Origin of the sequence: Pedobacter namyangjuensis (genome assembly GCF_003313325.1) — a bacterium.
GTDB classification, from domain to species: domain Bacteria; phylum Bacteroidota; class Bacteroidia; order Sphingobacteriales; family Sphingobacteriaceae; genus Pedobacter; species Pedobacter namyangjuensis.
On sequence record NZ_QMHQ01000002.1, the window covers coordinates 327,027 to 341,476 of the forward strand.

The 14,450-nt window shown below is 36.9% G+C and carries 9 protein-coding genes; 4 read left to right on the forward strand and 5 right to left on the reverse strand.

Annotated elements, in window-relative coordinates:
• The first annotated feature begins 164 nt into the window (after positions 1-164).
• Together DUT69_RS08620 and pbpC are read left to right on the forward strand one after the other, a co-directional pair.
• Positions 165-5,762: an alpha-2-macroglobulin family protein gene (locus DUT69_RS08620; protein ID WP_113652830.1), complete on the forward strand. Its 5,598-nt coding sequence runs from the start codon at positions 165-167 to the stop codon at positions 5,760-5,762.
• A 171-nt stretch (positions 5,763-5,933) separates the two neighbouring features.
• Positions 5,934-8,318, forward strand: a complete 2,385-nt coding sequence (gene pbpC / locus DUT69_RS08625) for a penicillin-binding protein 1C (RefSeq protein WP_113652831.1) — start codon at positions 5,934-5,936, stop codon at positions 8,316-8,318.
• 38 nt (positions 8,319-8,356) lie between these two features.
• On the opposite strand, the gene DUT69_RS08630 is transcribed toward pbpC, so the two are convergent.
• From DUT69_RS08630 to DUT69_RS08650, 5 genes are all read right to left on the reverse strand, one after another.
• Complete coding sequence (locus DUT69_RS08630; protein WP_113652832.1) at positions 8,357-9,082, reverse strand: lysoplasmalogenase; 726 nt, start codon at positions 9,080-9,082, stop codon at positions 8,357-8,359.
• Entirely contained in the window at positions 9,057-10,292 is a 1,236-nt protein-coding gene (locus DUT69_RS08635; RefSeq protein WP_113652833.1) for a sterol desaturase family protein, read from the reverse strand. Before DUT69_RS08635 ends, DUT69_RS08630 begins: the two co-directional genes overlap by 26 nt.
• A 151-nt stretch (positions 10,293-10,443) precedes the next feature.
• Positions 10,444-10,758, reverse strand: a complete 315-nt coding sequence (locus DUT69_RS08640) for an RNA recognition motif domain-containing protein (protein ID WP_113652834.1) — start codon at positions 10,756-10,758, stop codon at positions 10,444-10,446.
• 98 nt (positions 10,759-10,856) lie between these two features.
• Positions 10,857-11,564: a DUF421 domain-containing protein gene (locus DUT69_RS08645; RefSeq protein ID WP_205314240.1), complete on the reverse strand. Its 708-nt coding sequence runs from the start codon at positions 11,562-11,564 to the stop codon at positions 10,857-10,859.
• Positions 11,565-11,635: 71 nt separating this feature from the next.
• Positions 11,636-12,406, reverse strand: coding sequence for a queuosine precursor transporter (locus DUT69_RS08650; protein WP_113652835.1), 771 nt, complete (start codon positions 12,404-12,406; stop codon positions 11,636-11,638).
• Between the two features lie 65 nt (positions 12,407-12,471).
• Between DUT69_RS08650 and DUT69_RS08655 the strand changes: the two genes are divergently transcribed.
• Both DUT69_RS08655 and DUT69_RS08660 read left to right on the forward strand, forming a co-directional pair.
• Positions 12,472-13,614, forward strand: coding sequence for a methionine aminotransferase (locus tag DUT69_RS08655; RefSeq protein ID WP_113652836.1), 1,143 nt, complete (start codon positions 12,472-12,474; stop codon positions 13,612-13,614).
• A 28-nt stretch (positions 13,615-13,642) separates the two neighbouring features.
• On the forward strand, positions 13,643-14,446 hold the full coding sequence (locus DUT69_RS08660; protein ID WP_205314241.1) for a nitrilase family protein: 804 nt from the start codon (positions 13,643-13,645) through the stop codon (positions 14,444-14,446).
• Positions 14,447-14,450 lie beyond the last annotated feature (4 nt).

Below are 14,450 nucleotides of genomic sequence, written 5' to 3' on the forward strand. Positions count from 1 at the left end.
GCAAAAATGTTATTTCGTTTTATATAAATTAGATTACAAAGTTTTATTCAAACTACACCAAATATTTTGGTTGTGAACAATTTTAATTATTAGTTGAAAACTAATAAAGTTGTTTTAATAATTCTTTTGCTAGTTTTAGTAACATTTTTACCGGTGCAAATTACATGGAAAACTCAGTAAAATCTTTCGCTCAACAAAATAGGCGCTACATCATTTTTGGCATTTTAGCAGTTATTTTATTAGGAACAGCAACCTACTTTTTTACTAGGAAGAGGAAACAGCAAGACAAGCAGGCTTATGCTAAATATGTAGAGTCTTATACCTCGGGAACTATTTCTAAAAAGAGTTTCATTAAAATTCATTTGGCAAGCGCCGTAACAAGTGTAAGCGATATGGGCAAGGCCGATGAAAGAGATTTGTTGGATTTCTCGCCCAATATAAAAGGTAAAACATTTTGGGTTGATGCACAAACAATTGAGTTTAGACCAGACGAGCCTTTAAAACCTGATCAGAAATACGAGGCAACGTTAAATTTAGGTTTAATTACAACTACCGAAAAAGGTTTGGATGAGTTTGAATTTGATTTTAAGGTAATAAAACCGGGACTAAGTTTAACGCAAAATGGATTAGTTTCTCAAAACAATACTTCGCAAACTTACATGAAATTAAGTGGCGAGATTAATACTGCCGATAATGAAGAGCAGAAGGAAATTGAGAAAGCGCTAGAGGTGGATTTCGGAAACAAACTACGTGTAAAATGGTCGCACCAGCCAGAAAAAAACAAATCTACTTTTGTAATTGATAGCATTAAGAAACAAAATAAAGAGCAACCCTTAGTTTTAAGATGGGATGGAGATGTAATTGATGCTGATGATAATAAGGGTGAGGAAACCGTTACCGTACCTGCTTTGAACGTTTTCAAAGTTCTTGATATTAAAGCAGTTCAGGGTCAGGAAGATTATGCATTGGTACAAACCTCAATGCCTGTAAATGTGGCGCAAGATTTAAACGGTTTAATCTCTCTAGGCGATTTGCAAGACCTACGTTTTACCATAGATGCCAGCCAAATTAAAGTTTATTCGCCTAATGAACTTAAAGGCAATTACAACGTAGGTGTAAACGCCTCGATAATTGATATAGATAATAGAACGCTACAAAGCGCAAAAGCAGCAAACATTGTTTTCGAAGATAAATTGCCGTCTGTTACCATTGCCGGAACGGGTACTATTTTGCCGAATTCTGGGAAGTTGGTTTTGCCATTTGAGTCGGTAAATTTAAAAGCTGTAGATGTTACCATCATCAAAATTTACGAAAATAATATTCCGCAGTTTTTCCAAGTAAATAATTACAAAGAAGGAAATGAGTTAAGGCGTGTTGCCAAACCTGTAGTGCAAAAAACCATTCGCTTAGACGAAGATAAAGCTGTTAACCTGCATAAAAAAACTCGTTTTACGTTAGATTTGGATAAGCTGATTAAAACCGAACCCGGTGCAATGTATCGTGTAACTATTGGTTTTAGAAAGGAATATAACGTTTATGAGTGTACTACATCAGGTGCAGAAAATGGCGAGGAAACTGATAGTGAAGAGGGCGATTACTACGGTGGTGGTTATGGCCAGAAGATAGATGAAGACGATGATTTTTGGGAACGTTACGATAGTTATTACCCAAGAAACTATAGGTGGGATGATAGAGAAAATCCGTGTACAGATTCTTACTACACTAACGAACGTTGGGCAAGCAGAAATTTATTAGCTTCAAACATTGGTTTGGTTGCAAAACGTGGTAACGATAACAGTATGTTAGTTGTAGCTACAGATTTGATTAGCGCAAAACCCCTAAGCGGTGTCTCTATTGAGCTTTTAGATTACCAACGTCAACTACTTACAACTGTTAAAACCGATGGAGACGGATTAGCAAGTTTTGATTTAAAACGTAAGCCCTTTTTGCTAATTGCTAAAAATGGTACGGAACGCGGTTACCTAAAACTGGATGATGGAAATTCGCTCCCACTAAGTCGTTTTGACGTAAGTGGCGATATGGTTCAAGAAGGAATTAAAGGATTTATTTATGGTGAAAGAGGCGTTTGGCGTCCTGGCGATAGCGTATATCTTTCTTTTGTTTTGGAAGATAAACTAAAGAAATTACCGGCAAATTACCCAGCTACTTTTGAGTTTTACAACCCGAAAGGTCAGTTAGTTAAAAGGATGATTAATGCAAACGCCTTAAATGGGGTTTATACTTTTAAAACTGCTACCGATAACACTGCCCCTACCGGTAATTGGCTGGCAAAGGTTAAAGTTGGTGGCGCATCGTTTTCAAAAACCATCAAGATTGAAACCATTATGCCAAATAGATTGAAAATAAACTTCGATTTAGGTGGAAAAACATATTTAGGTAATGGCGCTTCATCTGCTACAACCTTGTCTGCAAAGTGGTTATTTGGCACACCAGCGCAAAATCTTAAAGCAAAAGTAGATGTTAACCTAAATACTACCCAAACAAAATTTAAGGGCTTTGACGAGTATACATTCGACAATCCGACGGTAATTTTCGAATCTCAAATTAAAACCATATTTGAGGGAACTCTAAATGGCGAAGGGAATGCTGTAGTAAATACAAACTTAAGTGAGAGCAATACTGCTCCGGGCGTATTGCGTGCCAACTTTAGCACAAAGGTTTTTGAACCAGGTGGGAATTTTAGTATAGATAACTTCAGTATTCCATACCATGTTTATAGTAATTATTTAGGTATAAAAACACCGCAAGGCGATAAATTAAGTGGTATGCTTTTAACTGGGCAAAACCATAAAATTGATATTGTAAACGTTAATAGAGACGGAAAATTATTGGCATCGAGCAAATCGGTACAAGTAGAATTGTATAAAGTGCAGTGGCGTTGGTGGTGGGAACAAGATGACCAAAATAGCTATGCTAACTTTACCCAAAACCAGTACAACAAATTGGTTCAGAAAGACAATATTTCGTTAAGTAACGGTAAAGGTAGTTGGAGCTTTAGAATAGACGAACCAGAATGGGGACGATATTTAATTTTAGTTCGCGATGAAAATGGCGGTCATACTACCGGAAAATCCGTTTACATAGATTGGCCAGGATGGGCACAACGTGAGCAAAGCAACAACCCAACGGAAGCTTCGATGTTATCTTTTACAGCTAACAAAGAGAAATATAACGTAGGCGAAGATATTACCCTGACCATCCCAACAGGAGAAAATGGCAGAGCTTTAGTATCAATAGAAAATGGTAGTCGCGTTTTAAAAACTTATTGGATTAACACCGATAAAGGTCAGACACAGTTTAAGTTTAAGGCCGAGAAAAATATGGCTCCGAATGTATTTGCAAACATCACTTTGTTGCAACCACATGCTCAAACCGTAAACGATTTACCGATAAGAATGTATGGCGCTATTCCGTTGAAAATTGAAGACCCAGAAACGATTTTAAAGCCCATTATAAAAATGCCAAATACCTTAAAACCGGAGGTTGAAAGCACAATAAATGTTAGCGAAGCAAAAGGAAAGGCGATGACCTATACCATTGCTTTGGTTGACGAGGGCTTATTGGATTTAACTAGATTTAAAACTCCAGATCCTCACAGCGTATTTTATGCTAGAGAAGGTTTAGGTGTAAAAACCTGGGATTTATTTGATCAGGTTTTAGGCGCTTGGGGTGGAAATTTGGAACGAATTTTAAGTATTGGTGGAGACGGTTCGGTTAACAAAAACTTAAATCCTGCTAAGGCAAATAGGTTTAAGCCAGTTGTTAAATTCTTGGGGCCATTTTACTTAGCCAAAGGCGAAAACAAAACACATAAGTTTACCTTACCACAATACATTGGCTCGGTTAGAGCAATGGTTGTAGCAGCGCAAGATGGCGCTTATGGTTTTGGCGAAAAAGCGGTTGAGGTTAAAAAGCCACTCATGGTTCTAGCAACCTTGCCTAGGGTAATTGGTCCGGGTGAAAGTTTTACTTTACCAGTTAACATCTTTGCCACCAACAATAATTTACGCAATGTTTCGGTACAGTTGCAAAGTAGTAATTTAATGGTCGCGGGCACTAAAGTTCAGCAGTTACAATTTGCAAAAGCTGGCGAGCAAATGACTTACTTTCAAGTTGTAGCGCCAAATACCGTTGGCGTAGCAAAAGTTAAAATTATTGCGCAAAGCGGAAATGAAAAAACCGTTTACGATGTAGAGATGGATGTTAGAAATCCAAATCCGTACATAACAAATGTGGTTGCTGCTACCGTACAGCCAAAACAAACTTGGCGTGCTAACTACAGTGCAATTGGTATGGCTGGAACGAATAAAGGTACTTTAGAGGTATCTTCTATCCCATCGTTAAATTTAGATAAACGATTAAGCTACTTGATCCAATATCCGCATGGTTGTGTAGAACAAACTACCTCTGGCATTTTCCCGCAACTGATGCTGGATAGGTTAACGCAAGTTAGTGCACAAAAGAAAACCGAAATTGAGCGAAATATAAAAGCTGGAATTAACCGTTTGAAAGGCTTCCAAACAAATGAAGGCGGTTTAAGTTACTGGCCAGGTGAAGGCTCATCTGATGAGTGGGGAACCAACTACGCCGGACATTTTATAATCGAAGCCCAAAACCAAGGTTACACTATTCCGGTTGGTATGGTTGATGAATTGATTCGTTACCAAAAAACTAAAGCTAATAATTGGGTTCCAAATAGCAATAATTTTTATGGTGGCGATTTAAGCCAAGCTTATAGACTATATGTATTAGCATTGGCTAAAAAACCAGAAATGGCTGCAATGAATAGATTACGAGCATTTGAATATTTGTCTGTGGCAGCAAAATGGAGATTAGCGGCCGCTTATCAACTTGCAGGTCAATCTGCTGCAGCAAGTGGTTTAATTGCTGGTTTAGCGCAAAACGTAGAGCCATACACTCAACTAGGCGGAACTTACGGATCTGATTTAAGAGACGAAGCAATGATTATGGAAACCTTAACCCTGATGGGACAAAAGGCGAAGGCAGCGCAATTGCTGTTAAAAGTTGCATCGAGATTGGGTCAGGATACATGGTATAGTACACAAACCACCGCATACAGTTTATTAGCTATAGCTAAATTCTGCGGACAAAACAGCAGTAGCAATAAGTTGCAATACAGTTATATTTTAGATGGTGCAAAAGGCAATGTTAGTAGCGAGCAATATTTAAATCAAACCGCTGTTAATTTTAAAGGTAATGCTGTAAGTGTTACCAACGCAGGAGCTAACGTGTTATTTGTTCGCTTAGTTTTGCAAGGTCAACCTTTGCCTGGTCAAAATAACTATCTGCCTAATAATCCAGATGCTTTAGAAATGAATGTGAGTTACAAAACTTTAAACGGACGGGTTTTAGATCCTACTACGTTAAAGCAAGGCACTGATTTTTACGCAGAAGTGGTAGTTAAAAACCCTGGTAAGCAAGGATATTACGAGCAAATGGCTTTAACTCAAATCTTTCCTTCGGGATGGGAAATCATAAACACGCGATTAAACGACAACGAAAGTATGTTAGCATCATCGCCTTACACCTATCGCGATGTTAGGGATGATCGTGTATTTACTTATTTTAACTTACGTGAAAACGAAACGGTTACTTATAAAGTGCTGTTAAATGCATCATACCTAGGTAAATATTATCTGGCGCCAGTACAATGCGAAGCGATGTACAACAATAATATCAGCGCAACTTTAGCAGGCAAATGGGTTCAGGTAACTAAATAATTTTTTGTTGCTAAAAAGAAATCTCTGTTAGGTCTCTGACAGAGATTTCTTTTTAACTGTAATTTTTGATTGTCATTCTGAATTTATCCAGAATCTGCAATGCAAAAAGAATAAATAAAGAAATACATAACAATTCTTTCTAACATAATCCTATTAAAACGTAGATAATAGATGAGTAGCAAAGTAAAAACATTAATTTCTTTAGATATCATATGCTTAGCGTTTTTCTTGTTTTTCATTTTTTGTTTGCCCAATCAACTCTTCAAGTCCCCGACTTCCTTTGTGGTTGAAGCTAACGACGGTCGCTTGTTAAGTGCAGCAATTGCAAAAGATGGTCAGTGGCGTTTTCCAGTGGCCGATACCATTCCAGATAAATTTATAAAATGTATTACGGCTTTTGAAGATCAGCGTTTCTTTCTTCACTTTGGCGTAGATCCTGTTGCAATGGCCAGAGCTACGAGGCAAAACATCAAATCTAAAAGTGTAGTTAGTGGCGGAAGTACTTTAACGATGCAAGTAATTCGTTTATCGCGTAAGCAAGACAGAAATATTTGGCAAAAGTTAACCGAAATGTGGTTGGCAACGAGATTAGAATTCACGCATTCAAAAAACGAAATCATCAGCTTGTACGCATCTAACGCTCCTTTCGGCAGTAATGTAGTTGGTTTAGAAGCTGCCAGTTGGCGATATTTTGGTCGCAGGCCCGAAAATTTATCATGGGGAGAAATGGCAACTTTAGCAGTCCTGCCAAATAGTCCTTCTCTAGTGCATCCTGGTAAAAATTCGGCAAAGCTTATAAAAAAGCGAAATGACTTATTGGATAAATTGGTCGTTTTACGAATTATAGATAAAAGCACAGCTAACTTATCCAAACAAGAACCAATTCCGGGCAAACCGCTTCCGCTACCTCAAAATGCACCACATTTGCTTAATCGTTTTAAGGAAGAGTTTTCAAAGTTAAAAGTCCCTACAACTGAGCTTAAATCTACCTTAGACTATGATTTACAGCTAAAGCTAAACGATTTGCTTAAGCGATACAATAATCGCTACAAAGCCAACGACATTAACAACATTGCTGCTTTAGTATTAGACGTTAAAACAGGCAATGTAATCAGTTACATAGGTAATTGCTACCAACCAGATTTACCCGCCTTAGAAACCCACGTGGATATGGTTAAAGCGCCACGTAGTCCGGGTAGTACGTTAAAACCTTTACTTTATGCAAGTATGCTTACCGATGGGATGCTTTTGCCACACACATTAGTAGCCGATGTGCCAACCCAAATAAGCGGATACTCTCCACAGAACTATGATTTAGGTTATGATGGCGCAATTAAGGCGGATAAGGCCTTAAGCAGATCGTTAAACATACCCGCAGTTAAAATGTTGCAACAATATAAGTACGAGCGTTTTTACGACAAGTTAAAGAAACTGAATTTTACTACGCTTAATCAACCGGCAGACCATTATGGTCTATCTTTAGTTTTAGGCGGTAGCGAAGTTACCATGTGGGATTTGGCCAGAGCTTACTTAGGAATGAGCCGTACACTAAATCATTTTAACGATTTTAAGGGAGCTTATAACCCTTTGGACTATGACCCACCTAAATACATCAAGGACTTAAATCAGAATAAAAAGAAAATAGATTCAGAACCTAATTCGTATTTAGATCATGGTGCATTATGGGCCACATTTAATGCAATGGAAGAAGTGATGCGTCCGGGGGAAGAAGGATTATGGGAGCAATTTTCTTCATCACAGCGTGTTGCTTGGAAAACTGGAACAAGTTTTGGTTTTAGAGATGCTTGGTCGGTTGGTGTTACGCCGAATTATGTTGTTTGTGTTTGGGTAGGCAATGCCGATGGAGAAGGTAGACCAGGCTTAGTCGGTATAGAAACCGCCGCTCCTGTTATGTTCGATATTTTTAAGCAACTTCCTGCAGGCAAATGGTTTCAAACTCCTAAAACCAAGTTAAAAACAATTGCGGTTTGTAGAGAAAGTGGCTATAAAGCCGGCGAATTCTGTTCTACAAAAGTTAACGAGTTAGTACCCTTTGCCGGCGAAAAAACCGCTACCTGCCCCTATCATAAATTAGTCCACTTAGATCAGACTGGTCGTTACAGGGTAACGGATAATTGCGTAAACCCATCTCAGATGCGACATGAGAAATGGTTTATATTACCCCCGTCAATGGAATATTATTACAAAATTAAAAATAGCGATTATAGAACACTCCCTCCTTTTATGCCTGGTTGTAATGAAAGCGGAACGACTGCTGTTATGGACTTAATTTACCCAAAAAACAATGCGGTGGTTTACATACCAATCGAGCTAGATGGTACACGAGGAAAAGTTGTTTTTAATGCGGCTCATCGAAATCAAGAAAGTAAGATTTATTGGCACATTGATAAGGAATACATAGGGAGCACAAAGTCTTTTCATCAAATGGCTATTGATGCTTTGCCGGGCAAACATTCACTTACTTTAGTTGATGAAAACGGCGAGCGTTTGGTACAAGTATTTACCGTTTTAGATAGAGATAAGAAGAAGAATTAGCTTTTATCCTTGTTTAAATTTATAACACATACTTATATTTATGCGCCTTTTTTCTTACTAACCGACTTTTTCAATTTCCTTTCGATAGCCCCAACGGTAATTAGGTATTGCGCCAGCATGTAAGTAGCCATAATTGCAACACCAGCGAACCTAAAACCTTCTACAAATTTGTTATAAGCTAAAATGCCATCAGAACAGATAAATAATACGGCACCAGTTAAAATTAATTTATAGCTCACACTACCTACCCTGCCTTTCCTATTTACGGCCATTATCCCCATCAATGAAATTACAAATGCATAAACCATTACAGGAATTTTCATATTGCCTAGATAAGGCCTCAATAACATATAAAAGCCCAAACAAAAAACACCAAAAATTAACAATGCCCATCTGGTTGCTTTTTTTTCTATTGAAGGATTATATTTATAATCGAGATAAAATGCGGTGATATAAAGTAAATGGCCAATAAGAAAGGCTACCAATCCGTAAATGAAAAAAGAAGGATTAATATGATTAAACATCAACAAAACATCGCCCACCAAGCCGAAAAATAATCCAAAAAATATGCGTTTGGCAAATCTACCTTTAAGTTTGGTTTGGTAAAAATAGAAAACCATTAAAGAGATTACGATTAATGGCTTAAAAACAAACTCGAAATTACCCAATAGCACATTACTGGTTACTGGTGCAATTTGCATCAGTATTTGAACAATAAAAATAAATGCAAATGCAATGCTAAACTCTAGGTATCTCCTTAACATGTAGGGCTTTTTTATCGATGTAGTAAAACCAAAAAAACGAAATAATTTGGGTAATTGCTAACGAAATTGCAAGCGTTTTAAAAATAGCTAAATCTCTAAATAAATACAGCCCAAATAAGGTTAATATTAACCTGGCATATTCAAAATACTTTAACCAATTCTTATGATCTAGTAAGGCACCACAGCTTAACAGAGTGGATATGGTGAAAATAGCAATAACCATATTTTGGCTAAGGGGCATTTTTTCGTATAAAAATAGCAAAGCTGAACCAGCTGTTAAAGCAATAGTAAATTGAACCAAGACGTAACTAATTAGTTGGCGATTGTAGGATGAATCATACTTTTTGTAGTTATGTTCATCAATCTCAGGCGCTGATTTAAATCCGCCCAGCGATGTTGGAAACCAGCCTGGAGGCTTGATAAAGACATTAACTTTATCGCTTAGCGTATCGCTTCGACTTGCAGTTTCCAATAGTTCTTTCCAATAGTGTACATTTGCCCAAACCGGATTCCAACTTGCCAAAGGTGTTGTAATTCCATAGTAAACCTGCTCTTCTTCTTTTTGAAAGGTGCCAAACATTTTATCCCAAATAATTAAAGAGCCAGCATGGTTTTTATCAATATATTTTGGATTTGAACCGTGATGTACGCGATGATGCGATGGCGTATTGATTATATGTTCTAGAATTCCCATGCTTTTAACCGCCTGTGTATGTATCCAGAATTGGTATAAGGTATTAAAGGCGCTTAAGGTTAAAAACATAACCGGATCAAAACCGAACCAAGCTAAAGGAAGGTAGAAGACCCACGAAAACCAACCTTGAAACCAGGATTGACGAAGCGCTACCGTTAAATTATAATCTTCTGATTGATGATGTACGATGTGTGCTGCCCAAAGTGCATTTACTTGATGGCTCATCCTATGAAACCAATAATAAAAGAAATCTACGGCTATAAACAAGGCTATCCAAACCCAAACGTTTTTAGGCATGGTTACTAATCTCCAATTTTCGAAAATATAAGTATAGCCGAAGAATAAAGCCGTCTTCATAAAAAGTCCGGTAACTTGTTGTCCTATGCCTTGGCTAAGGTTTGAGATAGAATCATTTAATCGATAGTATCCTAGTTTTTTATAAAAACTATAAGCAAGTTCAATTCCTATTAAAATAAAGAAAACAGGAACCGATAAGGCTATATAATCAACTTTCATCGGCTAAATATTTGGTTAACTAAGATAATAATATCCACCGAAAAATTGGGCAAAAAAAATGCGGACGTATGCCCGCAATAATATAAATTTGAAATACAGCAAGCTAAAGCTCACTGAACTTGCACGTTTTAATTAAAACAAAGATTAGTTACTAGTAACTGCGTTCTCTGTTGTTGTTACGTTTAAAGCCACCACCATTGTTAGATTGGCCACCTTCTCCTTTTGGTTTGTCCTGAGCTTCAACAACTTTAATTCTATTTCCGTTGTAGTCACCACCATTCATGCGTTTAATTGCTTCTTTCGCTTCTTCTTCTACTGGCATTTCTACAAAACCGAAACCACGGCTCTCGCCAGTTTCGCGGTCAAAAATAATTTTTAGTGACTTCACTTGACCGAAATCTCCAAAAACAGCTGTTAATTCTTCTTCTCCAACATTAGTTGGCAAACCTGTGATAAATATCTTCATTAATGTTTTAAAATTTGCACAAAGGTAACAAAAAATAACCATTTTTCAATACCTATGTACAGGTTAAAGTAATCTGTAAGTAATTGTTTTCAAATATATTATGCTATCCGTTTTTCATCAATAGCTTTAATCCATTCATCTTTTTCGCAAACTTTGCAAAAACTCGTCCCGACATTCAATTTTTCCGTTTTGCCGCAGAAGCTACACGCATATATTCCCGTATCTAAAATAAGCTTTGTTTTTTCGCAAAATAACGATGGTAAGATAGGCAAACCCATTTTAACGTCTTCATCTTTGTAATAGAACACACTTATACTACCAGATGTTTCAATAATTGCTAATTTTACCTGCCCTAAATGCGAAACGCTTTTTAAGCGTAACTCGGAGAAAAACTCATCCTGTGCAAGCGTCTCTTTTTTAAAGTTTTCGATAGAAAAGACGCCATCCTCAATCAAATAAGTGCAACTGCCTTCTAAAAGTTTCTCTACCTTTTTGCTTTTTCCTACAAAATAAGAGGTGGTTTTGTAGGCAAGTACTACAACCATAAAAACTGCTAAGGCAGAAAGTATTCCCACCTCTTCATAAAACATCGGATCACCGGCGGCCGAACCCAAACTGATAATTACAACCAATTCAAATACCGAGAGCTGTTTTACCCCCCTTTTACCTAAAATGCGCAAACTAAATAGCACGATAAGGTACATTACTAACGTACGAAACATAATTTCCGGAATAAAATTCCAGTCCTTATCTCCCAATAATATAGTCTCGAAATCTTTTAAAAAATGCTGTAAAATGATCGCCATAGCTTGATATATGCTATGCAATAACATTAATAATGCCTATTTGTGTTTTAAATTCTGCAAAATAAAGAATATTAACCCCTGCCAGCCATTTTTATCATTCTTTGCGCCAAATCTTTTCCCAAATATCTGTCTATAATACCGTGTACTACGTATAAAATTGGTGTCATAGCTAACGCGATTATGAACTTGTAAGTATAACCTACCAAACCAATTGCCGCCACCATTTGCCAACTGTAGTTAAACGCCGGGTTTAAATAAAATGCGATATAAATTACTACAAAACTATCTATCAATTGAGAAAAAACCGTAGAACCAGTTGCTCTTAACCAAAGCGCTTTTTCTCCAGTAAACTTTTTTATACGATGGAAAATCAAAACATCAGCCATTTGCCCTACTAAAAAGGCAATTATCGAACCAACAATAATCCACATCCCCTGACCAAAAATGGCATCGAACGCTAAAACCATATTAACTTCTTGGCCATTTTGTTTTTGCACTAACCAAAAATCAGCTGGTTGTAATTTCATTGCCAACCAAACAACTAAAAATGCAAAACCTATTAAAACCGATGTTAGAATTGATAAAAACCGAACTTGCTTTACACCAAAATATTCGTTTATGATATCTGTCATTATAAAAATGATTGGCCAAGTAAGTACCCCTGCCGACATGTTAAATGAAAGATTAGGAACGCCAAAAAGATTAATATCAAACTTTTTAAAACCCAAGGTTTGCTCAACGGAAAAAATTTTAACCCCAATAAATTCTGATAGTATGGCATTGGCCACAAAAAAAGCTCCCAGAACTAGAAGCAATCGGCTTTCTTTTGTTTTAAAAGTCATGATAGCTAAAATACAACTATTTTAATAGAATAGAAATTAATGTTTTATTGCTATTTTCGTAATACATGATATTAAATTCTAAACTACCTACTATCGGCACTACCATTTTTTCGGTGATGTCTAATTTAGCCCAAACGCATAACGCTATAAACCTTTCGCAGGGTTTCCCAGATTATGCAACCAACCCCAAATTAATACAATTTGTTACCGACGCGTTAAAGGATGGCCATAATCAATATGCGCCTATGGCGGGTTTGCCTTCACTTAGAGCATTAATAGCTGATAAAACCGACAGGATCTACGGTGCAAGTTACGATCCAGATACAGAAGTTACTATCACGGCAGGTGGTACGCAAGCAATTTTTACTGCATTGGCCGCCATTATAAATCCTGGTGATGAAGTAATTATTTTTGAACCCGCCTACGACTGTTATTCACCTACGGTAAAACTTTTAGGTGGTTTGGTTAAACCATTTGAATTGCACGCACCAGAATATAAAATTGATTGGGAAATGGTAAAAAAAATGTTTTCTGCCAACACCAAGCTAATTATTTTAAACAGCCCACATAATCCAACTGGGAGTATTTTAAGCAAAGCTGACATGGATGCCTTGGTTAAACTTACTAAAGATACCGATGTGTTAATTTTAAGCGATGAGGTTTACGAGCACATTATTTTTGATGGTGAAGAACACCATAGTGTAGCTAAATATCCAGAATTGCGAGAGCGTAGCTTTATTGTCGCTTCTTTCGGTAAATTACTTCATACAACCGGTTGGAAAATAGGATATTGCCTAGCGCCAGCTAAGATGTCTACTGAATTTAGGAAAATACACCAGTTTAACGTTTTTAGCGTTAATACACCAATGCAGGTTGGTATATATAACTATTTATCGCAAAGCGATATATATAATGAACTGCCAACTTTTTTTCAGGAGAAAAGAGATTATTTTCAGCAACTGCTAAAACAAACAAAATTTGACCTATTACCATGTAAAGGATCTTACTTTCAATGTGTAAGCTACGAAAAAATTAGCGAAGAGAACGATTTAGAATTTGCTAAAAGACTAGTAACCGAATATGGGGTAGCGAGTATTCCTGTTTCGGCATTTTATACCAGAAGTAACAACGAGAAAATTCTACGATTTTGCTTTGCAAAGGAAAATTCGACCTTAGAGCAAGCTGTACAACGATTGATAAAACTATAATTTTTCATCCCTTATAAAATTATAAAAAATGGAAAGTCCACAATATCTCAATATTCAAAACCTAAAGGTTACTGTTTTTCAGGCCTATTTGTTTTGGGAGAATATAGACAAAAACCTACAAAACATTTCGCTTCGTTTATCTGGTGGCGTACGCGAAAAAACGGATCTAATTGTGTTACCAGAAATGTTTAATACCGGTTTTACAATGAAAGCCGAGGAACTTGCTGAAGAAATGGACGGCAAAACGATGCAGTGGTTGGCAAATACTGCCAAAACCTACGATTGTGTAGTTACCGGAAGTTTGATCATTAAAGAAAATGACAAATATTATAACAGAATGGTTTGGATGCTTCCAACCGGAGAATATCAGCATTACGACAAGCATCATTTATTTGGTTTGGGCGACGAAGACGAAACCTTTAACGCCGGAAATGAACAGCTTATAGTTGAGCTTAAAGGTTGGAAAATAAGATTAGCGATTTGCTATGATTTACGTTTTCCGGTTTGGTTGCGTAATAAAAATGCCGAATACGATATTTTGCTATTAGTTGCGAGTTGGCCAGATAAACGTTCTGCACATTGGCGTACCCTTATTCATGCTCGTGCCGTAGAAAACCAATGTTATGTAATAGGTGTAAATAGAGTTGGTCATGACGGAAATCAAATCTATCACAGCGGACACTCAATGTGCATAGATCCTTATGGCAATACGGTTTATTACAAACCAGAAGATGAGGATTTGTATACTTTTAGTATTAATTACCCAGATCTTGAGAAAGTAAGAAGACAATTCCCGTTTCTAAAAGACGCTGATGATTTTACTTTATCCTAATCTA